This window comes from Nocardia camponoti (genome assembly GCF_014646135.1).
GTDB classification, from domain to species: Bacteria; Actinomycetota; Actinomycetes; order Mycobacteriales; family Mycobacteriaceae; genus Nocardia; species Nocardia camponoti.
In genome coordinates, this window is record NZ_BMMW01000006.1 from 145,545 (window position 1) to 169,211 (window position 23,667).

Below are 23,667 nucleotides of genomic sequence, written 5' to 3' on the forward strand. Positions count from 1 at the left end.
GCTTCCTCACGCACTTCCTCGATCGAATCCGCGTCGGGCACACCGAGATACGCGGCGATGACCGCCGGGTCCTGGCGCACCTGAGCGGGCAAGCCGTCGGCGATCTTGCGACCGAACTCAAGCACGACGATCCGGTCGGTGACGCCCATGACCAGTCGCATGTCGTGTTCGATCAGCAGCACGGTGTAACCGTCGTCGCGGATCTTGCGGATCAGGTCCATGAGCGCCGACTTCTCGCTCGGGTTGAACCCGGCCGCCGGTTCGTCGAGGCACAGCAGTTTCGGCTCGGTCGCGAGCGCACGCGCGATTTCGAGTCGACGCTGGTCACCGTAGGAAAGGTTGCGCGCCTTCTCTACCGCACGCGGTGCGATGCCGACGAATTCCAGCAGCGCCATGCCACGGTCGATGGCGTCGCGTTCTTCGCGATGCATGCGTGGCGTGCGGAAAATCGCGCCCGGTACCGAGGTGCGGTGCCGCGCGTCAGTGCCGACGACCACGTTTTCCAGCGCGGTCATCTCGCCAAACAACCGCACGTTCTGGAAGGTGCGGGCGATGCCAAGTCGCGTGATTTCATAGCGCTTGGTTTTCGCGGTGAGCGGTTTTCCGTCGAAGAAGACACTGCCCGACGACGGCTTGTAGACGCCGGTGATGGCGTTGAAGCACGTGGTCTTGCCGGCACCGTTCGGGCCGATCAGGCCGAGAATCTCGCCGCGGCGAATTTCGAACGACACGTTGTCGAGTGCGGTGAGACCACCGAACTTGACGGTCAGACCCTCGGTCCGCAGCAGTGGTTCGCCGACGGCGGTTTCAATTTCGCGATGCGGTGCCGACAGTTCGGCGACCACGTCGGGGTCGCCCAGTGCGGGCAGCACCGCGGTCACGTCGACCACGCCTGGGTCTTCGGCGGGGGGAACCGCCTCGTAGCCAGCCTGGAGGTCGTCGTTGTCGTAGAGCGCGTCGCCCGGCCCGGTCATCGTGAAGCTCCGATCAGTTGAGCCGCTGGCTTACGCACGGCCTGATACACCTGCCTGCCGTAGGCGAGCAACTTTTGCCGCACCGGGAACAGACCCTGCGGACGCAAGATCATCATCACGACGAGCGCGATGCCGAAGTACAGGTACTTCAAGTCACCAAGTGACTGCGCACCGCCAGGACGGAACAGCAACACGGTGCCAAGCAGCAGCAACGCCATAACGCCAGCGAAGACGATGATGAAAATCGTGACGCGCTGAATCCATATCTCGGCGGCGTGAATGCGCCACTTCCATGCCCACAGCAGTCCGATGAACACCACGACAGCGACGGCGAGCAGCACGTAACCGGTCGTTTCGTCGGAGACGAGCTTGGCCGACTGCAACCGCATCGGCAGGTAGGCGATGATGAACGCGCCGACGATCACGCCGAGCTTGTTGCCCGAACCGCCGAGCACAACCGCGCACAGGAACAGCATCGACAAGATGATGTCGAACTGTTTCGGGTTCACGTAGGTGACTTGGCCTGCATACATCGCGCCGGAGAGTCCACCGACGGACGCGCCAATCACGAACGCCCACAACTTAAATCGGAACGTCGGCACGCCCATGATCTCGGCGACGTCTTCGTCTTCGCGGATCGCGACCCACGCGCGACCAACGCGGCTGCGCTCAAGGTTGCCAATCACGAGCAGCGCGATGATCACCAAAACCATGCCGAGCCAGAACCACCATGTGCCGTTGCTCGCGCGGGTGAACGGGTTCCAGCTGCTGCTGTCGCCGAGGTTGCCCGGGGAGAAAACGCCGCCGGGATGCGAACTCGACTCGCCAACATGCGGGTAGGCGATCTTGGAGAGGCCGAGGCTGCCGTTGGTGAGTTCGCCGAGGTTGTCGGCCATGAGCCGGACGATTTCGCCGAAGCCAAGCGTGACGATCGCGAGGTAGTCGCCACGCAGGCGCAGCGTCGGCGCGCCGAGCAGCAAGCCCGACAGCGCGGTGAGCGCGATCGCGATCGGCACGCAGGCGAACCACGCCCAGCTCGGATTGAGCCAGCCGCCGTCGGTTTGGTTCCACGGGCTGTTGGGGCTGGTCAGCAGGCCGACGGTGTAGGCGCCAACGGCATAGAAGCCGACGTAACCGAGGTCGAGCAGACCCGCTTGGCCGACGACAACGTTGAGCCCGACGGCGATAAGCGCGTACATCGCGAACTGGGCCATGACGCCGCCGAAGCTGACGCCGGGGGTGTCAAGCAGCGGCGGGGTGTAGATCGGCAGCAGCGCGAGCACGATGATGAAGGGCACGCCGACGCCCCACTGCGCGGGCCGCGAAAGGCCATTCCACCAGCCGCGAAGCGCGTCGCCGATGGGCGTGCGATCCGGGCGCGGCGGCGGTGTCGGCTTGTCGGTGATGTCGTTGAGGTTGGTGCTCATGCGCGCGCCCTCCCGAGACTCTCACCCAGGATGCCAGTGGGTCGGAACATCAGCACCGCGACAAGCAGCACGAACGCGACGACGTCGCGCCACTGAATACCGAAAAGCATCTGCCCGTACTGTTCGGCGACACCCAGAATCAGGCCGCCGAGCAGCGCGCCACGCAGGTTGCCGATACCGCCGAGGACAGCGGCGGCGAACGCCTTAATGCCCAAAATGAAGCCGCCCGAATAAATGATGCCGGTCGGCACACGCAGGGTGTAAAGCATGGCGGCAGCGCCAGCGAGCAGGCCGCCGATGAGGAACGTGAGCACGATGACCCGTTCGCGCGAAACGCCCATGAGCGTCGCGGTATCGGGGTCCTGAGCGACCGCGCGAATCGAGCGACCGAACTTTGTCCGGTTGATCAGAATCTCGGTGCCGATCGCCAACACGATCGCCGAAGCGACGATGACGATCTCCACGTTGGTGATGCCAGCGCCGAACACGGTGAACTGCACCTTCGGCTCAACGAGGCGAATGCCGGTTTGGGCGTTGGTGCCACCGAGGCCAGGCTTGAACTTCGGCAGGATGTAGTGCACGAACTCCTGGATCACGAACGACATACCGATCGCGGTGATCAAGAACGCGAGGGGTTTCGCGCCGCGCCGTCGCAGTGGGCGATACGCGACACGTTCCAAGCCGACGGCAGCGACACCTGAGACGGCCATGCCGAACAGCATCGCCAAGCCGAGATAGGTGATCGTGAGCAGGACGCCTTGGGAATAGACATTGCCGCTAGGGGCGAACCCGAGCAGTTCAAGGCCAACATAAGTGCCGAACATGCCGAGCATGAAGACTTCGGAATGGGCGAAGTTAATAAGTCTCAACACGCCATAGACAAGCGTGTACCCAACGGCGACGAGCGCGTACACCGAGCCGTAGGTGAGACCGTCGACGGTCAGTCGCCAAAACTGGTCGACGACGCCTCCGACGTTGAATTCGATGGACCCGTTCGCCAACAGGGTCGCACCGAGTGATGCGGCTGAAGTCATGATTACTCTCGCGTCAGGCGAACGGTGCGCGTGGGATGTCCACGCGCACCGTTACACAGCGGGTTCTTCGACGGGGTTACTTGACCTCGTACATCCAGACCTGGACGTTGGCAAGCTCACCGGTGGGGCCCCACTTGTACTGGCGGGCCACGCCGGTGCCGTCGTAGTTGCGCACGAACTCGACCAAGTCGGCACGGGTGGTCTTACCCGAGTCGATGCCCTTGAGCAGGATCGTCGCGAGATCATAGCCCTCGACGGAGTAGACGCCGGGCGCCTGACCGTTGAGCGCCTTGTACGCGCTCGCGAACTTCTCCGGCGCCGGGCTGCACGGGCAGGAAAGCAGCGCGTCCTTCGACGACGCGCCAGCCTGACGCACGAACTCGGGGTCGTTGCTGCCATCAGCGGAAGCGAAGATCGCGTTCACGCCACCCGAACGCAGCTGCTGCACGAACGGGGCGGACTCGGCGTAGTAGCCCGAGTAGAAGATGGCGTCAGGCTTGGCCGCGGCCAGCTTCGAGACCGCTGCCGAGAAGTCCTTGTCGCCTTCCTTGACGTTGACCGTGCACGACTGGTCAACGGCGGAACCGCCAGCGGTGGTGAACGCCTGGGCAAGGCCGGTGCCGTAGTCGGTGTTGTCGACGACGACGCAGATCTTCTTCGCGCCCTTGTCCTTCACCAGGTAGTTGGCGACGGCGGGGCCCTGGGAGTTGTCGTTGCCAAGACCACGGAAGAACGTGCGCCACCCGTTGGTGGTGAGCGTCGGGTTGGTTGCCGACGCGGTGAGCGTCGGCATGTTGTTCTCCGACAGGATCTGGCCGGTGGCCTTGGTTTCGCCCGAGAACGTCGGACCAATGAGGCCAACGATGTTCGGGTCGGAAACGATGGTCGGAATAACCTGCGTCGCGATCTGCGGCTTGCCCTCGGTGTCGAAGGACTTGACGCTGACCTGACAGCCGGGGTTGGCCTTGTTGTGCTCGTCAAGCGCGAGCTTGACACCCATGAGCACGTTGATGCCGAGCGCGGCGTTGCCGCCGGTCAGCGGGCCCGCCATCGCGAGCGTGACCGGCGCGCACTTGGCCTGTCCGTCGCCCGCGGGATTGGCCGCGGTTCCCGTGCTACCGGCGGCGACCGCCTTGCCCTCGGTGTCGAGCTGAACAACCGGCTGAATCGACAGATTCGAGCTACCGCCGCCGCCACCATCCGAGGACTTGTCGCTGCACCCGGTCAGCACCAAAGCCGCGGCCGCGCCCAAAACGAGCACTCCTCGCGTCGAACGACTGCGCCATGTCGAACTGAGCACGTCTCACCTCTATGTCCTGTGCTTCCCCGGCATGCGCCGAGGGGGCCGACCACGTTCAGCCCGGAGAGAACATATCGCCGCTGTGTTAGATCCGCATCACATTCGCATCATGTTGGAAGTCTGTTGTCTTGCTTCCGTTCACATGGGTGTTTCGCTTAGGTAAAGTTTTAGGGATTTTGCCCGCATTACTGCGGAGTGAGGTTCTCCAACACCACTTCAGCGACGGCTTTCATCGTGGTGCGGCGATCCATCGCGGTGCGCTGAATCCATTTGAACGCCTGCGGTTCCGAAAGGCCCTGCGTTTCCATCAGAACGCCCTTAGCGCGCTCGACGAGTTTACGGGTCTCGAGGCGCTCCGACAGATTCGCGACTTCGGTTTCCAGCGCGGTGATTTCGTGGAATCGACTGGCAGCCAACTCAATCGCGGGCACCAAATCAGATTTGGTGAACGGCTTAACCAAATAGGCCATCGCGCCCGCGTCGCGTGCTCGCTCAACCAGGTCACGCTGGCTGAACGCGGTCAAAATGACAACGGGCGCAACACGTTTGGATGCGATCTCGGCGGCAGCGTCGATGCCGTCGCGTCGCGGCATCTTGACATCCATGATCACAAGATCGGGACGCAGTTCTTCGGCAAGCTCGACAGCGCGCTGACCGTCGCCCGCCTCGCCGACGACCTGATAGCCCTCTTCTTTGAGCATCTCGACGAGGTCCATGCGGATGAGGGCTTCGTCCTCGGCGACGACGACTCGCTTTGCCGCGGCAGTGGTGCTCATAGGCTCGACCCCTCTGGATTTACGAACAGTGATGTAGAGAGTACCTTTCGGCTCGCGTCAATCGCGTCGAGCCAGTTCCCCGGATACAGCACGGGTGGCACGACCACTGTCGCGCCACCCGCCTTTGGTGCCGAGTGTGGGACTCGAACCCACACGTCCTTTCGGACAACGGTTTTTGAGACCGTCGCGTCTGCCAGTTCCGCCAACCCGGCGCACCGCGGCCACTATAGCGCCCCGAAGCGCCAGAAACCTAACTGGCGCCGAATCCCCAGGTCAGCTAACCCTCCCGCGATCCGGTGCCTGTCCCAGCTCGACGAACCCTATTATTCCCGGATAGAATTAATTGCGGTATTCGATAAGTGAGCGATGCCACAGGTTGCCTTGACGTTTCCCATTCTTATCTCGCGGGTATCACGGTCACAGGCAACGGATATGCGCATCGTGATTTATGTACAACACCCGACTTAAAGATGAATAGGTGGTACTGATCGCATGATCGTCGCCATCTGAGGCTACTTCTCTAGATTCACGCGCATTACGGTTATGCCATGCACGTGCTGTTCGTCTGCAACTCCAATGTCTGCCGCTCGGTGATCGCCGAACGACTCACTCGCGCCTACGCCATCGACAACAGCATGACCGCGCTCACCGCCGAAAGCGCAGGAACCCGTGCGCTTGTCGGCTTTCCGCCCGAACCGCTCGCGGCAGAAGCCATCGCCGGACTCGGTGGCGACGCCACCGGATTCAAAGCGCGAAAACTCAAGGCCGACATGGTCGATCGCGCGGATTTGATTCTCACGATGACTGAATCTTTACGCGATCAGGTTGGCGAAATCGCATTCGGTGCCGGGCCGCGGACTTTCACCTTGGCCGAAGCGCATCGCATTGCCAAAGTCACTGGCGCGAAATCCATTGCCGCGCTGCATTACGCGCGCAATGACCTCGCTTATGTCGCGCGCGAGAACGTCGCCGATCCCATCGGGCTGTCCCCCGAGGCCTTCATCGACGTCGCTGACCGCATCGCCGAACTGCTCTTCCCCCTGCTTGCCGCGCTCGCACCGCACGCGCAAACCAAGCTCAGCGAAGTGCGCGAACAGACCGGGCTGGTCATCGAGCCACGTGGTGCCGCCCCGCTCTCGACGTTCCTTGCCGCCAACCGCAGGCACTGACCGCAAAAGCCCCGCGCCACAACGACGGTCACCGCTACACTCGGCAGCGCCGTGGCTTGTTTCGTGCAGGTTCGACACCGAGAAGGAACGCAATCATGCTGTGCAAACGCGTTTCCGATATTTCGCTCCACGTGTTCGTGAGCCCTGAGATTCTCGATCAAATTGTCGCGGGGGTACGCGAGGTGGTCGACGACCACGTCACCGACCGCGACATCTTCGCGTGGCGGTTCACGCTCCCCATCGAGGCCACCGACCCGGCTTACCTCGACCTCGAAAGTCGGTGGCGGCGTGCGCATTTCGACGCCGACCCGGGCGCGCTAGCCGCCTATGAGATCGCCGTGAGCCTGGTTTCGGACCCCGACGAACTCACCGAAGGCGACCTCGCTTCGCTCGAACACGGGCTCGCGTTAGCGGTGCATCACACCGCGCCAACGAGCCCGTTCACGCTCCGCGCCGACCGACGCACCGAACTGGACCACGAATACCGCTGAGCGGCACACCGATTAGCGCGCCGGGAAGTGCCGGATCACGCCTTCCTGCACCGTCGTCGCGATCAATTCACCACTGCGCGAATAGAACCGGCCAGTGGCGAGACCACGCGAGCCGGCGGCCACCGGCGACTCGGTTGCGTAAAGCACCCACTCGTCGAAACGGAACGGGCGGTGGAACCAGATCGAATGATTCACTGTGGCAGCGAGAATCCGATCGAGACCCCACGACAACCCGTGCGTGGTGATGATCGAGTCGAGCACCGTGGTGTCCGACGAATAGCCAAGCGCCGCAACGTGCAACAGCGGGTCGTCAGGCAGTGCGCCGTCGGTACGCATCCACACGCGATTGTGGTTGAGCTTCTCGCCGGTGCCCTTGAGAATCCACGCCGGATCGTTGGTGTAGCGCATGTCGATCGGATGCGGCGCGTTGATGAACATTTCTAGCTTGTCTTCAAAGCCGACAAAGCTTTCCTCGATGCGCGGCAGGCCCTCGGGATCGGGCACGTCCGGCGCGTCGTGGGAATGTTCGAGGCCCTTGCCGAAGTCCTGGAAGGCCGCGAGCATGACGAAGAGCTCTTGGCCGTCTTGACTCGCCGTGACCGTGCGATTCGCTAGCGCACGCCCGTCGCGGTGCCGCTGCACCCGATATTCGATCGGCTTCTTCACGTCGCCACCACGCACGAAATGCGCGTTGACCGCGTGCAGCGGGCGCTCCCCCGCGGTGCGTCCGGCGGCGACGATGGCCTGGGAGACCAGCTGGCCGCCGAACGTCCTGCTCCACACCTTCTCCGGATGCTTGCCGATGAAGACGTCGTCGCCGACCGAATCAAGGTCTAAGACGTCAAGCAAAACGTCCAGGTCAGGTGAGTGGGGTAGGGCGGTCACGGCTAGTGGTCCTCCTCGCCGATGCGATGCACGTGGATCAGGTTGGTCGAGCCGACGGTACCCGGCGGGGAACCGGCGACGATGACAACAAGGTCGCCCTTGCGATAGCGGCCCATTGACAGCAACGCCTGGTCGACCTGGTGAATCATCGCATCCGTTGAATCGACCATCGGCACGATAAACGTTTCGGTGCCCCAACTCAGAGTGAGCTGATTACGCACTTCCGACAACGGTGTGAAAGCCAACAACGGCAGCGGCGTGTGCAGGCGCGCGAGGCGGCGGACCGTGTCGCCCGACTGGGTGAACGCGACGAGCGCTTTCGCGTTCAGGCGCTCGCCGATGTCGCGCGCGGCGTAGGAGATCACGCCACGCTTGGTGCGCGGCACGTGGGTCAAGGGTGGGACCCGCGACGTTTCCGACTCAACGGCGGTGACGATGCGCGCCATCGTGCGCACGGCTTCGATCGGGTGCTTGCCGACCGAAGTTTCGCCCGACAGCATCACCGCGTCGGCACCGTCGAGGACGGCGTTGGCGACGTCGGAGGCTTCCGCGCGGGTGGGGCGCGAGTTGTCGATCATCGACTCAAGCATCTGCGTCGCGACGATGACCGGCTTGGCGTTCTCGCGTGCCATCTGGATGGCACGCTTCTGCACGAGCGGCACCTCTTCGAGCGGCAGTTCGACACCAAGGTCGCCACGCGCGACCATGACCGCGTCGAAGGCGAGCACGATGGCTTCGAGGTTGTCGATGGCCTCGGGCTTTTCGAGCTTGCCGATGACCGGAACGCGACGGCCGACGCGGTCCATGATGTCGTGCACCAGCTCGATATCCGACGGCGAGCGCACGAACGACAGCGCGATGAAGTCGACGCCGAGTTTGAGCGCGAATTCCAGGTCAGCGACGTCTTTTTCCGACAGCGCGGGCACCGAGACGTTCATGCCGGGCAGCGAAAGGCCCTTGTTGTTGCTGACCGGACCGCCCTCGGTGACGCGGGCGATAACGTCGTTGCCTTCGACGGCTTCAACGGTGAGGCCGACCTTGCCGTCGTCGACAAGCAGGCGGTCGCCGGGTTTGGCGTCCTTGGCCAGTTCCTTGTACGTGGTCGAAACGCGGTCGTGCGTTCCTTCGACATCGTCGACGGTAATGATCACTTGCTCGCCGTTAGCCCAGACCGTTTTGCCGTCAACGAAACGGCCAAGTCGAATTTTGGGGCCCTGGAGGTCGGCGAGAATACCTACCGCGCGGCCGGTTTCCTCCGCCGCAGCGCGCACTAGTTTGTAGTTGTCGGCGTGGTCGGCGTGGTCGCCGTGGCTGAAGTTCAGCCGCGCTACGTCCATGCCGCTTTCGACGAGTTCCCGAATCCGGTCCCCGGAGGCTACGGCCGGTCCGAGTGTGCACACAATCTTCGTTCGTCGCATCACGAGCCCAGCCTAGTACTTGACCGCGATGGCCTCTTCGCACCGGTAGTTGAGTGCGTAGTGTTCGCCCGGTATTCACGAAATCCGCTGGGATCGTGGGCAATATGCCCGACAAAAACGACGAACCGGACGGCACGTTGTGCGTGTGCCGCCCGGTTCATGCGAGGGTTGCTGGCGCTCAGTCGCGCAGTGGACGACCGTCCACATCGGGCACCTTGCCGGTGAGCATCATGATGCCGTCGATGAGCGGCCAGATGGCACCGATGCCACAGGTGAGCCACACGACCGCGATCTGGGCGATGCCGAGGCCGGTGTAGCCGAGGTAGAAACGACCAACGCCGAAGCTGCCGAGGAAAATCTCAAGCAGGCCTGCGGTGAGCTTCTGCTTGTCCGAGAACGGGACGCCGTAGATGTCGCGGCCGTACGGAGCTTCCGGGTCGGCCGGGTTGTAGCCGGTCGGGGCGCCGAAGGGCTGACCATACGCGGGCTGCGGCTGACCGTAAGGGTCGACGGGCTGACCGTACGCGTCGACCGGCTGGCCGTACTGCGGCTGCGACGGGTAGGCGGGCTGACCGTACTGCGGCTGCGCGGGCTGGCCATATTGCGGCTGACCGAACTGCGGCTGCGCCGGGTAGCCCGGCTGCTGGGCGTACGGGTCGGATGCGGGCGCACCATACTGCGGAGCGGCGGGCTGACCCTGGTCCTGCGGCTTGCTCAGGTCAGGGCCGTATTGCGGATTGGGGTTGTAGGGGTCGGTCACTCATGCCTCCATCATTGTGCGGGCACCCCATGTCGTGGCCCCCGTTTCCTAACCGTCAGCGCCCATTGTGGTCATAGTTGCCCGGCGCTGTCGCGTTGGGTTATCGCGAATCCGCCCGAAGATGTTGACGATCAGCCTTTTTCGAGCCCGGTTTTGGTAGGCTCGTCGGCTTTTTCGGCGTCCTCTGCCGCCTCATCAGCCTTGGCGACCTCGACGACTTCGGTCTGCGCCTCTTTGGTCGAATCTCCTTGCAGCTCATCGGCTACCTCGTTCTCCGCAGCGCCGAGGGCGCGCAGTTTGCCGATCTGCCACGGCCACGGGCGCAGGCCGGGGACCATCGCGGGCCGCAACATCGCCGGGTTCTCGCGGCCCTTCGTCGCGAACACGAAATAGGCGATGGCGCAAAGGAAAACGACGGCGGCGGTGAAGAGGTTGATGCGCAAGCCGAGCACGTGGGTCGCCTCGTCGTCACGCAGCAGTTCGACGAAGAAACGGCCGAAGCTGTACCCGGCGACATACAGCGCGAAAAGGCGACCGTGGCCGATCTTGAACCGCTTGTCCACGTAGACAAGTGCGACGACAACGGCAAGGTTCCACAGCAGTTCGTAGAGGAACGTCGGCTGAACGACCTCGATCACCTGGCCGGTCGAAACGCCATTCATCATGTCGCGCGCGCCGGTTGCCGGGTCGTAGCGCTGGTAAATTTCCAGGCCCCACGGCAGGTCAGTGGTACGACCGTACAGCTCTTGATTGAAGTAATTGCCAAGGCGGCCAATGGCTTGGGCGAGCAACACCGCGGGCGCGATCGCGTCACCGAACGCGGGCAGCGGGATCTTGTAGACGCGGCAGCCGATCCACGCGCCGATGCCGCCGAGCAGCACCGCGCCCCAAATGCCAAGTCCGCCTTGCCAAATGTAGAGCGCCTCGATGGGGTGCTTGCCCTCGCCGAAGTACTTCTGCCAGTCGGTCGCGACGTGGTAAAGCCGACCACCAACCAAACCGAAGGGCACCGCGAACATCGCGACATCAAGCACCGCACCGGGCTGGCCGCCACGCGCGACCCACCGCTTCTCGCCCCACCAAATGGCGACGATGATGCCGACGATGATGCACAGCGCGTACGCGCGCAACGGCACCGGCCCGACATGCCAGACACCCTGCGGCGGGCTTGGAAGATAGGCGAGGACTGAGTTCACGGTCCCCACGTTAGTTGACCCGGTTAGGGCCACGTTGCCGCGACCCAAACCCTGGGAAACAGTTAGGACGCGACCGTCGCCGAACGCACGCCAAGCGCGAGCTCTTCGGTGAGCGCGGCGACCGCGCCAAGACCTTCAGCGGCGGCCGAAACGAGCGCGGAACCGACGATCACGCCGTCGGCGTACGCCGCGATTTCCGCAGCCTGGGCACCCGAACGCACGCCGAGACCGACGCCAATCGGGATGTCGCTGTGGGCGCGCACCCGCGCGCACAGCGCGGGCGCGGCCGACGAGACAGCGTCGCGCGCGCCGGTGACACCCATCGTCGACGCCGCGTAGATGAATCCACGTGACGCCTCAAGGGTTTTCGCGAGCCGCTCTTCCGTCGACGACGGCGCGACGAGGAAGATGCGGTCGAGGTTGTGCGTCGACGACGCGACGAACCAGTCGTCGGCCTCGTCGGGAATGAGGTTCGGGGTGATGATGCCCGCGCCGCCTGCCGCGGCGAGGTCGCGGGAGAACGAGTCAATCCCGTACTGCAACACCGGGTTCCAGTAGCTCATGACCACGGCCTGACCCCCGGCTTGGGTGATGGCTTCAACAACGGTGAACACGTCGCGCACCCGCACGCCGCCACGCAACGCCTGCTCGGCGGCAGCCTGAATCGTCGGGCCGTCCATCACCGGATCGGAGTAGGCGACGCCCACTTCGATGATGTCGCAACCGGATTCGACCATCGTGCGACACACTTCGATCGACCCGGCGAGGTCGGGGTAGCCAGCGGGCAGGTAGCCGATGAGCGCGGCCCGGTTCTCGCCACGCGCGGTGGCGAAGGTGTTGGCCAGGCGGGACTGCTGACTCACTGCTCGTTCTCCTCGGAAGCGTCGAACAGCCCGAACCAGCGAGCCGCCGTGTCCATGTCTTTGTCGCCACGACCGGACAGGTTGCACAGGATGATCGCGCCCTCGCCCAGTTCCTTGCCGAGCTTGAGCGCGCCCGCGACCGCGTGTGCCGACTCGATCGCCGGAATGATGCCCTCGGTGCGCGACAGCAGAAGCAGCGCGTCCATGGCCTCGGTGTCGGTGATCGGCGCGTACTCGGCGCGACCGATGTCCTTGAGGTGCGCGTGCTCGGGGCCGACACCGGGGTAGTCGAGACCGGCCGAAATCGAATGCGATTCGATGGTCTGGCCGTCTTCGTCCTGCAACAGGTACGAGTACGCACCCTGGAACGCGCCGGGCGTGCCACCGGTGAATGTGGCGGCGTGGCGGCCCGTTTCGACGCCGTCACCTGCGGCTTCGTAGCCGATCAAGCGCACGTTGGCGTCGGGGATGAAGGCGTGGAACGCGCCGATGGCGTTCGACCCACCACCAACACACGCGACCACAGCGTCGGGCAGGCGACCAGCGCGGTCAAGAATCTGCGCGCGCGCTTCGATGCCGATGATGCGCTGGAAATCGCGGACCATCAGCGGGAACGGGTGCGGACCAGCGGCGGTGCCGAAGCAGTAGTAAGTGTCGTCGGCGTTGGAAACCCAGTCGCGCAGCGCCTCGTTGATGGCGTCTTTGAGCGTCTGCGAACCGGTGGTAACCGAGACAACCTCAGCGCCAAGCAGACGCATGCGCGCGACGTTCAACGCCTGCCGCGCGGTGTCGACGGCACCCATGTAGATCACGCAATCGAGCCCAAGCAGCGCGCACGCGGTCGCGGTGGCGACGCCATGCTGGCCAGCGCCGGTTTCGGCGATCACGCGCGTCTTGCCCATGCGCTTGGCAAGCAACGCCTGACCAAGCACGTTGTTGATCTTGTGCGAACCGGTGTGGTTGAGATCTTCGCGCTTGAGGAAGATCCGCGCGCCACCCGCGTGCTGAGCCAGATTCGCGCATTCGAACACCGGCGACGGACGGCCGGTGTAATCGCGCTGCAAGCGGTCGAGCTCGTCGAGGAAGGTGTGGTCGCTGCGCACCTTGTCGTATTCGGCGGTGACCTCCTCGATCACGGCCATCAACGCCTCCGGCACATGCCGACCGCCGTAGACGCCGAAGTGGCCGCCCGCATCAGGTTCGTAGTCGCTGCGTTGCGCGACGCCGATGCTGGCTTCCGGCAGGCTGGGAGTCTGGGTCATGGTCAGCGCACGCTCCGACGGGCAGGCTTCGGGCAGGACGGGTGCGAACCGGCCGTCGCCAGTTCCGAAACAGCGGCACGCGGGTTGCCGCTGGTCACGAGCGATTCACCAACGAGAACGGCGTCGGCGCCAGCGCCCGCGTAGGCGAGCAGGTCGGCGGTGCCGCGAATGCCAGACTCGGCGACGCGAATAACTTCCGACGGCAGACCGGGCGCGATGCGCGCGAACACGTCGGGGTCGACCTCAAGGGTCTTGAGATTGCGCGCGTTGACACCGATCACCGACGCGCCCGCTTCGAGCGCGCGATCGGCCTCTTCCTCGGTGTGCACCTCGACGAGCGCGGTCATGCCAAGCGACTCGGTGCGATCAATGAGCGCGGCGAGGGTGTCTTGTTCGAGCGCGGCGACGATCAGCAGGATCACGTCGGCGCCGTGGGCACGGGCCTCATGAATCTGATACGGACCAACGACGAAATCCTTGCGCAAAACCGGAATGTTCACGGCAGCGCGAACCGCGTCAAGATCGGCGAGCGACCCACCGAAGCGACGTTCCTCGGTGAGCACGCTGATGATGCGCGCGCCACCTTCCTCGTAGGCGCTCGCGAGGACAGCCGGGTCGGGAATGTCGGCGAGCGCGCCCTTCGACGGGCTCGCGCGCTTCACTTCGGCGATCACCGCGATCCCGTCCTCGTGCAGCGCGGCGCGCGCGTCGAGCGGCGCTTTGGTCGCGGCGGCCGCGGCCTTGATCGCTTGAAAATCGAGGAGGGCTTCGCGGGCGGCAACGTCCGCCCGGACCCCGTCGAGAATCGAGTCGAGTACCGTCATCTGGCTCGAATCCTTTCTGGGGAGACGAACTTCTCGCCCGAGAGTCTCCCCAGGCGCTGTCTCACCGATGCTGGTCAAGAATAAATGGCTGATAGGTGCGTGAGTGCGGCGGGGGTCACGTTCGACGCCGTTGTCAAGACCCACGCTGGTGGTTGTCCGGGTCGGTGGGGTCGGTGCCCGCGTCGAGCGCGTCCCAGAGCACCCGGTCCGACAGTGGCGCGGTGTCGTCGCCTTCTTCGACGGCCGCCTTCGCTTCTTCGCGGCGTGCTGCCGGGTTGTCGTATTTACTCGACAGCCCTTCGTCGGCGGTCGCCTTCTTCGCGCTGCGCGTGAGCGCGATGCCGGCCGCGAGCGCGCATGCCGCCGCGACCAGCGACAGCAGGGCTGGGAAGACGTGCGTTTCGGCGCTGGTAATTACGGCACCCGCGCGCAGGTCAAGGAGTTGCCCGGCTCGGGCGCTCGGGTTTCCCTCGCCGATCGTGATCGCGAAACCGGGCACCGCCGCGACAGCGGCAAGTACCGCGATCACGACACCGAGCAGTTGTCGCAACGCGCCTTTGAGCGCGAAAACCGCGGCGATCGACGCGAGCAGGACCAGCGCGATCGGAGTGAGCGCGCCGAACCAGGTGCTGCCGTCGACCTGGTCAACGCGGGCATCGGTAAGGCCGTCTTCCGACGACACCGTGACCCAGGTCATCCGCGATGAGGCCCACAGCCCGGCTGCCGCGAGGGCGAGGAGAACGACGGCGAGGACGGGCTTAGCCGACTTCTGTGCTTCCGAACTCATGCTTGCTCGCCGAACTCACGTAGCGTCCGCGCGGCGGCGACGGCCTTCAACACGGCCATCGCCTTGTTCCTGGATTCGGTGTCTTCATAGGTTGGATCCGAATCGGCGACAACGCCCGCGCCCGCCTGCACATACGCGGTGCCGTCTTTGAGGAGCGCGGTGCGAATCGCGATCGCGGTGTCGGCGTCGCCAGCGAAGTCGAGGTAGCCGACAACACCGCCGTACACCCCGCGACGGGTCGGCTCAAGTTCTTCGATCAGTTCCATCGCCCGGACCTTCGGCGCGCCGGAAAGCGTGCCTGCCGGGAAACACGCCTGCACGGCGTCGAGCGCGGTTTTGCCGTCGGCGAGCTGCCCGGACACCGTCGAAACGAGGTGCATCACGTGGCTGTAGCGCTCGACCTGCCGGTACTGAGTGACGCGCACGGTGCCCGGTCGACAGACCCGACCAAGATCATTGCGACCAAGGTCGACGAGCATCAGGTGCTCGGCGTTTTCCTTCTCGTCAGCGAGCAGGTCTTTGGCAAGCAGCGTGTCGTCCTCGTCGGTGCGTCCACGCCAGCGCGTGCCCGCGATCGGGTGCGTCGTCGCGAGTCCGTCCTTGACGGTGACCAGCGATTCCGGGCTCGACCCGACGATCGAAAACGCGGTGCCGCCGTCGCCGTCGGGGATGTGCATCAAGTACATGTACGGGCTTGGGTTCGAATTGCGCAGCATCCGATACACCGCGAGCGGCGATTCGGTGTAGGGCATTTCGAAGCGCTGCGACAGCACAACCTGGAACGCTTCGCCGACTTCGATTTCCTTGATCAGCCGTCGCACGCCAGCGGCGAATTCTTCCGACGTCGTGCGACGCGTGAATTCTGGCTCCGGCGTTGTGAATTCAGCGACCGTCGACGGCGCGGACGCGGCGAGCGCGGCGGTCATCGCGTCGAGTCGGGCGACGGCGTCGTCGTAGGCGGCGTCGACACCGTCGTCGGTGCCGTTCCAGTTCACCGCGTTGGCAATGAGGGTGATCGCGCCTTCGTGATGGTCGAACGCGGCCAAGTCGGTGGCCAGCATCAAGACCAGCTCGGGCAGCTTGAGGTCGTCGGTCGCCAATTCGGGCAGGCGTTCGATGCGGCGAACGGCGTCGTAGCCGAGGTAGCCGACGAGGCCGCCAGTGAGCGGCGGCAGGCCCGGCAGCCGTTCGGTGCGCAACAGTTCGAGCGTCTCGTGCAGCGCGCGCAGCGGATCGCCGCCCGACGGCGCGTCAGCGGGGACGGTGCCAAACCACGCCGCTTCCCCGTCGATCACGGTGAGCGCCGACGGGCTGCCGACGCCGATGAACGACCAGCGCGACCACGACTGTCCGTTCTCCGCCGACTCGAAAAGGAACGTGCCCGGCCGATCGTCGGCGAGCTTGCGGTACGCCGAAAGCGGAGTTTCGGCGTCCGCCAAGACCTTTCGAGTCACCGGGACCACCCGGTGCTCTGCGGCGAGCAGCCGGAACTGGTCGCGGGTCGTGGTGGTTGATGTCGACGCGCCCTGCATCGCCCCATCATCCCAGGCGGGTCGCGACGCCCCCACGCTGACCCGACCCCGCCGCCCGATCCGCCGGTGATCGAGGTCACTACACTCGCCCAACGTTCCCTGTCGTGTGCGGTTTTCCCTGTTCGAAAGGAGCGATTGTTGTACCCCTCTCAGCCCCTGTCGCCATCGAGCGCGATCAGCTCGTTCGTCACCTACGCCAAAGCCATCGAAGGACTCGATAAGAAGGCGTTTCCCACCGAATACGCCCGCAACAGCGACCTCATTCGCGGGCTCGTTCCCTGTTTGCGCGCGCACGGGATTCTCGACGTGATGGAGATTCGAAATCCAGAGATCGCCGCGCTTGTCGCGCACTGAACCGTCGTGCTTGCCGAAGGTCCCCGCTCCGCGATACGCGAACGGGGACCTTCCGCGTTGCTGACCGCGTCGTTAGGCTCGGCGACATGCAAGCAGGCCAGCACGCTCCGCAGTTTGAGCTTCCCGATCAGTCCGGCACCGTCGTCTCCCTCGCGGGCTTGCTCGCTAAGGGACCGCTTGTGCTCTTTTTCTACCCCGGTGCCAACACGCCGGTTTGCACGGCCGAAGCGTGCCATTTCCGCGATCTGAGCAGTGAGTTCGAAGCGCTCGGCGCGAGTTGCGTTGGCATTTCCACCGACAGCGTCGACGTGCAGGCGGGGTTCGCGACCAAACAGCGCCTGGGCTATCCCCTGCTTTCCGACAACGATGGCGCGGTTGCCGCCGCGTTTGGTGTCAAACGCGGACTGCTCGGCAAGCTGGCCCCGGTCAAGCGCCACACGTACGTGATCGAGCCCGACGGCACGATCAGCAAAGTGATCACCGGCGAACTCCGCGCGAATGTGCACGCTGACGAGGCACTCGCGTTCCTGCGTCAGCGCGCGAGCAAGTAGGCGAAGCGCCGGTCGCGCCAGCGTGCCGCCAAGCGCGACCACGTCGCCCGGCCCTACGCTCGGACGATGACAAGCGGCGAAGTGGATTCTCAGAAGTCATCCCGCGCGATCAGTTGGCGTAATCGCGCGATCATCGGCGGCGTGATCGCGGTGTGCGCGGTGATCGCCTACTTCATTCTCGCGTCGTTCATTCCGCGCTGGTGGGCGCAACGGCTCGGTTCGCTCGTGCATGGCAGTTTCACCGCGGGCGTGTGGTGGGGACTGGTTTATGGGCTGCTTTTCACGCTCGGGCCGCTGCTGTTGATCGTGTTCGCGGTGCGGGTGTGGAAACGCAAGGGTGGTCGGTTCATGGCTGGCGCTGCCGCGATTATCGCGATCGTGCTCGCGCTGCCGAACCTCATGACGCTCACGATTGTGCTCGGCAGCAACAGCGCGGCCCACGCTGGCGAGCAGGTGCTCAATGTGGACGCGCCCGCGTTCCGAGGTGCGTGCGCGGTCGGCGCGATCATCGGTGTGCTGGTGTTTCTCGCCCTCTCGGCACTTGTCGGCAAACGCGATTTGAACCGGCGAAAGCGCGCGAAAGCCGCAGCAACATCGGCCGATCAACCGGCCGAAACGCCGCCACCGACCGTGTGAGTGACCTCACGACACCCGACAACGTGCGGACGCCACAGCGACGTCGTGGCAAACTTTGTGCGTGGCCCGCGACCGGACTCTCGATCCCGCCGAAGCGCGCGCTTGGCAGGCGATGGTCGCCCTGATGACCAGAGTGCCAAGCGCGCTAGATAGCCGACTCCAGCGCGAGTCGGGGCTTACGCACTTCGAATACCGCGTGCTCAGCCTGCTTTCCGAAGAGGCTGGTCACCGGCTGGTCCTCAGCGACCTCGCGACCAGGGCAAACGCGTCGCTATCACGTCTTTCGCATGTGATTTCCAAGCTGGAACGCCTCGGTTGGGTTCACCGCACAACCAACGCGGGTCGGCGCGGGGTGTACGCGACGCTAACCGACGACGGGTACGCGAAGGTGGTCGCGGCAACTCCTGGCTACCTCGCCGCGGCACGGGCACTGGTGCTAGACGGGCTTACCCCGGCGCAGGTGGAGATGCTTGCGGAATTAGGCGAGACGCTGGCGGCGCGACTGGATGAGACGTTGAGCTAGGCGCTGGCGGAGTCCGCGGGCGCGGCGAGCAGGACGTCGGTGTCGAAGCAGGTGTGCGTGCCCGTATGGCACGCCGCGCCTTCCTGATCGACGATCAGCAGCAGCGTGTCGCCGTCGCAGTCCAGGCGCACCTCGTGCACGTACTGCGTGTGTCCCGAGGTTTCACCCTTCACCCAGTACTGCTGGCGCGAGCGCGAATAGTACGTGGCTTTGCGCGTTTCCAGCGTGCGGGCGAGCGCTTCGTCGTCCATCCACGCCATCATCAGCACGTCGCCGGTGGCCTTCTCCTGCGCGATCGCGGCGACAAGGCCCGCTTCGTTGCGCTTGAGGCGGGTGGCGATGGCGGGATCGAGACTCATTCGTCCGTTATAACAGTCGCGGCGAAGGCGCTTCGCAGGGCGTCAGCGAGCGGGCCAGCCTCGTCGAGCGCTTCGGCGAGCGCTTTGGCGTAGTCGGATCGAGCCGCTCTGAGCTTCGCGCGGCCTTCGGCGGTAATCACCGCGTAGACGCCGCGCCCGTCGTTGGGGCAGGTGTCGCGCAGCGCGAGGCCCGACGAGGCGAGTCGCCCGACGAGGCGGGTGACCGAACTCTGATTGAGCCCGATGCGATCGGCGAGTTCCTGCATGCGTAGCTCGCCATACATGTTGGTCGAAAGTTGTTCTAGCGCACGGTATTCCGATAGCCCGATGCCGTGACCACGCTGGACTGCGACGCCAAGTCGCGCTTCGATCCGACCGTAGAGTCCGGCTAGTTGCGACCACATTTGCTGGTCAGCGGTACTTGTTGACATCACTTAGTTGTACATGCATACTTCTCAACACGCAAAATACTTGCAGGTACATGCAAATTAACTACATGCAGTTCAAAGGAGTTCGTCATGGCATGGCTTTACCTCCTCATCGCCGCAGTCTTCGAAGTGGTCTTCGCGCTCGCGACTAACGCCAGCGAAGGCTTCACGGTGCTCGGCCCGTCGCTACTCACCGCGGCGGCAGCTGCCGCGGGCATTTTCTTCCTGAGCCTCGCGCTGCGCACGCTCGACGTAGGCGTCGGTTACACGGTGTGGACCGGTATTGGTTCGGTTGGCACCGTCGTTTTCGCAACGCTCTTCTTCGGCGAGTCCCTCAGCGCCGGAAAGGTTCTCGCGTTCCTGCTGATCATTGGCGGAGTGCTTGGCCTGAAACTGGCCGACACCGTTAGTGGTCACGCCGCCGAAGTTTCCGCCCCGGATACCCATACCGCAGCGGCCCAGACCGCTTAAACCCCATCCGCTCAAACCCATACGCACACAAGGAGTTTCGTCATGGCATGGATCTACCTCGCGATTGCCGTCGTCTTCGAAATCGCGTTCGCCCTCGGTACCAACGCCACTCGCGGATTCACTCGCCTTTGGCCGTCAGTGTTCACCTTGCTCGCCGCGGCGGGCGGCATCTTCACGCTCTCGCTAGCCCTGCGCACCCTCGACGTCGGGGTTGGCTACACCATCTGGACCGGCCTTGGCGCGATCGGCACGGTCATCTTGGGCGCGTTGATCTTTCACGAACGCATCACCGTCGCCAAGCTGGTGTCGTTCGGCGCGATCATCGCGGGCGTGATTGTCCTGCGACTGACGGCAGCCTAAGCCTCAACTGACCCGACTACCTCAGCAGTCCCCGACTACAAAGCCGTGCGAATCGCTCGCACGGCTTTAGTCGTGTTTAGCGGACGGTGATCCCGTCAGCCCGCATCGCGTCCTTGACCTGGCCGATCGTGAGATCGCCGAAGTGGAACACACTCGCCGCGAGCACGGCGTCAGCACCGGCCTGCACGGCGGGCGGGAAGTGCTCGACCGCGCCAGCGCCGCCGCTCGCGATGACCGGAACCCCGACCGCTGCCCGCACGGCCGCGATCATCCGCAAGTCAAAGCCCGCTTTCGTGCCGTCAGCGTCCATCGAATTCAACAGAATCTCGCCTACGCCCAGTTCAGCGCCACGAATGGCCCACTCAACCGCGTCAATGCCGGTGCCACGCTTGCCGCCGTGGGTGGTGACCTCCCAGCCCGACGGCGTCGCGGGCGACCCTTCCGGCACGGTCCGCGCGTCGACCGACAACACGATGCACTGCGAACCGAACCGCTGCGACATCTCCGACAGCACCTCAGGCCGTGCGATCGCGGCGGTATTCACCGACACCTTGTCCGCGCCAGCACGCAGCAGGCGGTCGACGTCTTCGACCGTCCGCACCCCGCCGCCCACGGTCAGCGGGATGAAAATCTGCTCGGCCGTGCGCGTGACGACGTCGAGCATCGTGCCTCGGTCACCGGTCGACGCGGTCACGTCGAGGAAGGTGAGTTCGTCGGCACCTTGGGCGTCGTAGGTCGCGGCGAGTTCGACCGGGTCGCCCGCGTCACGCAGGTTTTGGAAGTTCACGCCTTTCACGACACGACCGGCGTCGACGTCGAGACACGGGATGACGCGAACAGCCAAGGTCGTTGTCGCAGAAGACATTTCGGTCATCCTCGTTCCTCATCACTAACCGCGTTGATCATGTCGAGCAATTCATCGTGCACGCCGGGGGCGGCGGCGAGCACCGACCCCGACGTGATGGTCCACGGCAGGCCAGCCAGGTCGGTCACCACTCCCCCTGCCGCGCGGACAAGCGCGACGCCAGCGGCGTTGTCCCAGGGATGATGCCCGAAAACGACAGCGCCGCCGAGCACGCCAGCGGCGGTAAAGCCCAGGTCAATGCCGGTCGCACCATGCATGCGCACCCGCGACGACAGGCGGCTCAGCGCACCGAGCAGGTCGAAGCGGAACTGGCCGGGGATGCGGCCGGTTGAATCGACATTGAACGCGCCGAACCCGATCGGCGCGTCGGCGAGTTTGGCGGGACGCAGCGGCGGCACCGCGATGCCGTCGACGAGCAGGGGCCCGCTCACGATCGCCGAATACCGCAGCCCGAGCATGGGCAGCCACGTCAGCCCGATCACCGGTTCGCCGTCGTGCACGAGCGCGAGCAGGATGCCCGCCATTGGTGAACCGGAGGAATAGTTGAAGGTGCCGTCGATCGGGTCGAGCACCCACGCGGTGCCGGTGGTCAGCGCCGGGCCGCCGAATTCCTCGCCATGCACGGGGATACCGGTGCGCTGACGCAGTTCCCCCGAGATGGTGCGTTCGAGCTCAAGATCGAGTTCGGTGGCGAAGTCGTTGCGGCCCTTGGCAACCGCGCTTGGGGCGCCAACTCCCGCGATGAACCGGGGCACAACCGAGTCGAGCACTTCACTCGCGATGGCGAGCAGATCGGTGAGTTCAGCGGAAGTCGGCGCGTTATTCACGGTCAGCGCACCGCGGCCAAAGCTTCAGGCAAGGTGAAGCGGCCCGCGTAGAGCGCTTTGCCGATGATCGCGCCTTCGACACCTTCTTCGGCGAGCGCGGCGATCGCGATCAGGTCATCCAGCGCGGAAATGCCGCCGGAGGCGACGACCGGCGAATCGGTCGCGTTGGCGACTTCGCTGAGCAGTTCAAGGTTGGGACCGGTGAGGGTGCCGTCCTTGCTGACGTCGGTGACGACGTAGCGCGAACACCCGTCGCGTTCGAGGCGCTCAAGCACCTCCCACAGGTCGCCGCCGTCGCTGACCCAGCCGCGCCCGCGCAGTCGGTAGTCGCCGTCGATCTTGCGCACGTCAAGGCCGACGGCGATCTTGTCGCCGTATTCGCCGATCGCCCGCGCGCACCACTCCGGGTTTTCGATCGCGGCGGTGCCGAGGTTCACGCGCGCCGCGCCGGTCGCGAGGGCGGCTTTGAGCGATTCGTCGTCGCGGATGCCGCCAGACAGTTCGACCTTCACGTCAAGTTCGCCGATCACGCCAGCGAGCAGCTCGCGGTTGGAGCCGCGCCCGAAGGCGGCGTCGAGGTCGACAAGGTGGACCCATTCGGCCCCGGCGTGCTGCCAGGAAAGCGCGGCGTCGCGGGGCGACCCGTACCCGGTTTCACTTCCGGCCTCGCCCTGAACAAGGCGAACAGCCTCCCCATTGACGACATCGACGGCAGGCAGCAGCACAAGACTCACCCGCCCAGACTAGTAGGTCGGCTCGCCGCGCCCGGTCACCGCATGAGCGCGATGAGGTCCGTGTCACGCGACACAGGCTCACCGCATGAGCAACCACGGCATCGCGCTGCGCAACCGTGAGGTCTGGTCACCGCTGACGAGCACGAGTGCGGACCGTTCGCAGAGGACGATCTAGCTGAGTTACGTCCTGGGCGGACAGTGCCGCAATCCCGTTGAGCGGAAACAGATTTCAGACCGATGAGTCGCGTCGATAGGGTTTGCACTGACGCCTGATTTCGTGAATTCGAGGGGAAAACAATGTCTCGTTCTGTCCTGCTGAGCAGCCTGCTCGGCTCCGTCGCGGTGGCCGTCACCGTCGCAGCCCCGCACGCGGCTGCGGCCGCTCCCGAAGCGGCGCGCATCGCGGCCTGCGATTTCGGGCACGAAGTCGGTACCTACGATTACCGCGACGACCTCGACGGCTACTTTCAGCGCGTGCTCGACCGCAGTACCGGCAAGTTCCGACAGGAGTTCGCCGATGCGAGCACCGCGTTGAAAGACGCGATGACCGCGGCGCAGTCGACGTCGTGGGTCGACGGTCTCACCTGCGGCTCCGTGCGCGGCGACTTCCTCTCCGCGGAAATCCTCGTCACGTATACGCAGCGCCGCACGAACCACAGCGGCCCAAGCGACCAGCACCTGGTGATCAATGTCTTCCTGAAAAACGAATGGGGTCGTTGGCTTGTCGACGAGCTTGACTCGCCAATGCTCAAGTGACACCTCGCGGCGCGCGTGTGCGCGATGCCGCCAGTTAGGGTTCGCGCGGTGGCGTCGGGTTCGGCTCACGTCCGGATCGGCGACAATGGGCGTCCACGCTGATCG

At 64.7% G+C, this 23,667-nt stretch carries 27 protein-coding genes, 1 tRNA gene and 1 pseudogene; 9 read left to right on the top strand and 20 right to left on the bottom strand.

The window, feature by feature from the left end:
• Nucleotides 1-26: 26 nt before the first annotated feature.
• From IEX78_RS24440 to IEX78_RS22665, 6 genes and pseudogenes are all read right to left on the bottom strand, one after another.
• Nucleotides 27-974: pseudogene (locus tag IEX78_RS24440) on the bottom strand (ABC transporter ATP-binding protein); the annotation flags it as partial.
• Nucleotides 971-2,401: a branched-chain amino acid ABC transporter permease gene (locus IEX78_RS22645; protein ID WP_188831078.1), complete on the bottom strand. Its 1,431-nt coding sequence runs from the start codon at nt 2,399-2,401 to the stop codon at nt 971-973. The pseudogene IEX78_RS24440 and the gene IEX78_RS22645, both read right to left, overlap by 4 nt.
• The gene (locus tag IEX78_RS22650) at nt 2,398-3,435 is read right to left on the bottom strand and encodes a branched-chain amino acid ABC transporter permease (protein ID WP_188831079.1); all 1,038 of its coding nucleotides are present in this window, start codon (nt 3,433-3,435) and stop codon (nt 2,398-2,400) included. Before IEX78_RS22650 ends, IEX78_RS22645 begins: the two co-directional genes overlap by 4 nt.
• Nucleotides 3,436-3,511: 76 nt before the next feature.
• Complete coding sequence (locus IEX78_RS22655; RefSeq protein ID WP_373291645.1) at nt 3,512-4,735, bottom strand: branched-chain amino acid ABC transporter substrate-binding protein; 1,224 nt, start codon at nt 4,733-4,735, stop codon at nt 3,512-3,514.
• Between the two features lie 185 nt (nt 4,736-4,920).
• Entirely contained in the window at nt 4,921-5,511 is a 591-nt protein-coding gene (locus IEX78_RS22660; protein ID WP_188831080.1) for an ANTAR domain-containing response regulator, read from the bottom strand.
• A 125-nt stretch (nt 5,512-5,636) separates the two neighbouring features.
• Nucleotides 5,637-5,723 (bottom strand) — tRNA-Leu (locus IEX78_RS22665).
• Between the two features lie 336 nt (nt 5,724-6,059).
• On the opposite strand from IEX78_RS22665, the gene IEX78_RS22670 reads away from it, so the two are divergent.
• Together IEX78_RS22670 and IEX78_RS22675 are read left to right on the top strand one after the other, a co-directional pair.
• Nucleotides 6,060-6,680, top strand: coding sequence for an arsenate reductase/protein-tyrosine-phosphatase family protein (locus tag IEX78_RS22670; protein ID WP_188831081.1), 621 nt, complete (start codon nt 6,060-6,062; stop codon nt 6,678-6,680).
• A 95-nt stretch (nt 6,681-6,775) separates the two neighbouring features.
• Nucleotides 6,776-7,171 carry a hypothetical protein gene (locus IEX78_RS22675; RefSeq protein WP_229684256.1) on the top strand — a complete coding sequence of 132 codons (396 nt, stop codon included), beginning with the start codon at nt 6,776-6,778 and terminating at the stop codon, nt 7,169-7,171.
• A gap of 12 nt (nt 7,172-7,183) precedes the next feature.
• Here IEX78_RS22675 and IEX78_RS22680 read toward each other — a convergent pair whose 3' ends face one another.
• From IEX78_RS22680 to IEX78_RS22720, 9 genes are all read right to left on the bottom strand, one after another.
• Complete coding sequence (locus IEX78_RS22680) at nt 7,184-8,056, bottom strand: acyl-CoA thioesterase (RefSeq protein ID WP_188831082.1); 873 nt, start codon at nt 8,054-8,056, stop codon at nt 7,184-7,186.
• Nucleotides 8,057-8,058: 2 nt separating this feature from the next.
• Nucleotides 8,059-9,477 (bottom strand): pyruvate kinase, encoded by a 1,419-nt coding sequence (gene pyk / locus IEX78_RS22685; RefSeq protein ID WP_188831083.1) that lies wholly within the window; start codon nt 9,475-9,477, stop codon nt 8,059-8,061.
• 175 nt (nt 9,478-9,652) lie between these two features.
• A complete protein-coding gene (locus IEX78_RS24580; RefSeq protein ID WP_188831084.1) occupies nt 9,653-10,234 on the bottom strand; it encodes a TM2 domain-containing protein in 582 nt (193 codons plus the stop codon).
• A 131-nt stretch (nt 10,235-10,365) separates the two neighbouring features.
• Nucleotides 10,366-11,439 (bottom strand): prolipoprotein diacylglyceryl transferase, encoded by a 1,074-nt coding sequence (gene lgt, locus IEX78_RS22695; protein WP_188831085.1) that lies wholly within the window; start codon nt 11,437-11,439, stop codon nt 10,366-10,368.
• Nucleotides 11,440-11,492: 53 nt separating this feature from the next.
• Nucleotides 11,493-12,293, bottom strand: a complete 801-nt coding sequence (trpA, locus tag IEX78_RS22700; RefSeq protein WP_188831086.1) for a tryptophan synthase subunit alpha — start codon at nt 12,291-12,293, stop codon at nt 11,493-11,495.
• Nucleotides 12,290-13,555, bottom strand: coding sequence for a tryptophan synthase subunit beta (gene trpB / locus IEX78_RS22705; RefSeq protein ID WP_188831087.1), 1,266 nt, complete (start codon nt 13,553-13,555; stop codon nt 12,290-12,292). The genes trpA and trpB overlap by 4 nt, the downstream gene beginning before the upstream one ends.
• Nucleotides 13,556-13,557: 2 nt before the next feature.
• The gene (gene trpC / locus IEX78_RS22710) at nt 13,558-14,379 is read right to left on the bottom strand and encodes an indole-3-glycerol phosphate synthase TrpC (protein ID WP_188831088.1); all 822 of its coding nucleotides are present in this window, start codon (nt 14,377-14,379) and stop codon (nt 13,558-13,560) included.
• Between the two features lie 133 nt (nt 14,380-14,512).
• On the bottom strand, nt 14,513-15,166 hold the full coding sequence (locus tag IEX78_RS22715) for a TIGR02234 family membrane protein (protein ID WP_188831089.1): 654 nt from the start codon (nt 15,164-15,166) through the stop codon (nt 14,513-14,515).
• Nucleotides 15,163-16,698 carry an anthranilate synthase component I gene (locus tag IEX78_RS22720; RefSeq protein WP_188831090.1) on the bottom strand — a complete coding sequence of 512 codons (1,536 nt, stop codon included), beginning with the start codon at nt 16,696-16,698 and terminating at the stop codon, nt 15,163-15,165. The genes IEX78_RS22715 and IEX78_RS22720 overlap by 4 nt, the downstream gene beginning before the upstream one ends.
• Before the next feature lie 138 nt (nt 16,699-16,836).
• On the opposite strand from IEX78_RS22720, the gene IEX78_RS22725 reads away from it, so the two are divergent.
• The 4 genes from IEX78_RS22725 to IEX78_RS22740 all read left to right on the top strand — a co-directional run bounded on the left by IEX78_RS22725 (nt 16,837) and on the right by IEX78_RS22740 (nt 18,762).
• Nucleotides 16,837-17,052, top strand: a complete 216-nt coding sequence (locus IEX78_RS22725) for a hypothetical protein (RefSeq protein WP_188831091.1) — start codon at nt 16,837-16,839, stop codon at nt 17,050-17,052.
• Between the two features lie 86 nt (nt 17,053-17,138).
• Nucleotides 17,139-17,603: a peroxiredoxin gene (locus IEX78_RS22730; protein WP_188831092.1), complete on the top strand. Its 465-nt coding sequence runs from the start codon at nt 17,139-17,141 to the stop codon at nt 17,601-17,603.
• A gap of 66 nt (nt 17,604-17,669) precedes the next feature.
• Complete coding sequence (locus IEX78_RS22735; RefSeq protein ID WP_188831093.1) at nt 17,670-18,239, top strand: permease; 570 nt, start codon at nt 17,670-17,672, stop codon at nt 18,237-18,239.
• 112 nt (nt 18,240-18,351) lie between these two features.
• A complete protein-coding gene (locus IEX78_RS22740) occupies nt 18,352-18,762 on the top strand; it encodes a MarR family winged helix-turn-helix transcriptional regulator (protein ID WP_188831141.1) in 411 nt (136 codons plus the stop codon).
• Here the strand turns inward: IEX78_RS22740 and hisI are convergent.
• Nucleotides 18,759-19,121 (bottom strand): phosphoribosyl-AMP cyclohydrolase, encoded by a 363-nt coding sequence (hisI, locus tag IEX78_RS22745; RefSeq protein ID WP_188831094.1) that lies wholly within the window; start codon nt 19,119-19,121, stop codon nt 18,759-18,761. The two genes, IEX78_RS22740 and hisI, sit on opposite strands and share 4 nt — an antisense overlap.
• Nucleotides 19,118-19,552: a MarR family winged helix-turn-helix transcriptional regulator gene (locus IEX78_RS22750; RefSeq protein WP_188831095.1), complete on the bottom strand. Its 435-nt coding sequence runs from the start codon at nt 19,550-19,552 to the stop codon at nt 19,118-19,120. Before IEX78_RS22750 ends, hisI begins: the two co-directional genes overlap by 4 nt.
• An 87-nt stretch (nt 19,553-19,639) precedes the next feature.
• Between IEX78_RS22750 and IEX78_RS22755 the strand changes: the two genes are divergently transcribed.
• Entirely contained in the window at nt 19,640-20,020 is a 381-nt protein-coding gene (locus tag IEX78_RS22755) for a DMT family transporter (protein ID WP_188831096.1), read from the top strand.
• Nucleotides 20,021-20,062: 42 nt separating this feature from the next.
• Nucleotides 20,063-20,380, top strand: a complete 318-nt coding sequence (locus IEX78_RS22760) for a DMT family transporter (RefSeq protein ID WP_188831097.1) — start codon at nt 20,063-20,065, stop codon at nt 20,378-20,380.
• A 76-nt stretch (nt 20,381-20,456) separates the two neighbouring features.
• Here IEX78_RS22760 and hisF read toward each other — a convergent pair whose 3' ends face one another.
• Genes hisF through priA form a run of 3 tightly spaced genes read right to left on the bottom strand, consistent with a single transcriptional unit; the run spans nt 20,457 to nt 22,806 of the window.
• Nucleotides 20,457-21,245, bottom strand: coding sequence for an imidazole glycerol phosphate synthase subunit HisF (gene hisF, locus IEX78_RS22765; protein ID WP_188831142.1), 789 nt, complete (start codon nt 21,243-21,245; stop codon nt 20,457-20,459).
• Nucleotides 21,246-21,250: 5 nt separating this feature from the next.
• Nucleotides 21,251-22,072, bottom strand: a complete 822-nt coding sequence (locus IEX78_RS22770; protein WP_188831098.1) for an inositol monophosphatase family protein — start codon at nt 22,070-22,072, stop codon at nt 21,251-21,253.
• A 2-nt stretch (nt 22,073-22,074) separates the two neighbouring features.
• Complete coding sequence (gene priA, locus IEX78_RS22775) at nt 22,075-22,806, bottom strand: bifunctional 1-(5-phosphoribosyl)-5-((5-phosphoribosylamino)methylideneamino)imidazole-4-carboxamide isomerase/phosphoribosylanthranilate isomerase PriA (RefSeq protein WP_188831099.1); 732 nt, start codon at nt 22,804-22,806, stop codon at nt 22,075-22,077.
• A 297-nt stretch (nt 22,807-23,103) separates the two neighbouring features.
• On the opposite strand from priA, the gene IEX78_RS22780 reads away from it, so the two are divergent.
• Nucleotides 23,104-23,562, top strand: coding sequence for a hypothetical protein (locus IEX78_RS22780; RefSeq protein WP_188831100.1), 459 nt, complete (start codon nt 23,104-23,106; stop codon nt 23,560-23,562).
• Nucleotides 23,563-23,667: the final 105 nt, after the last annotated feature.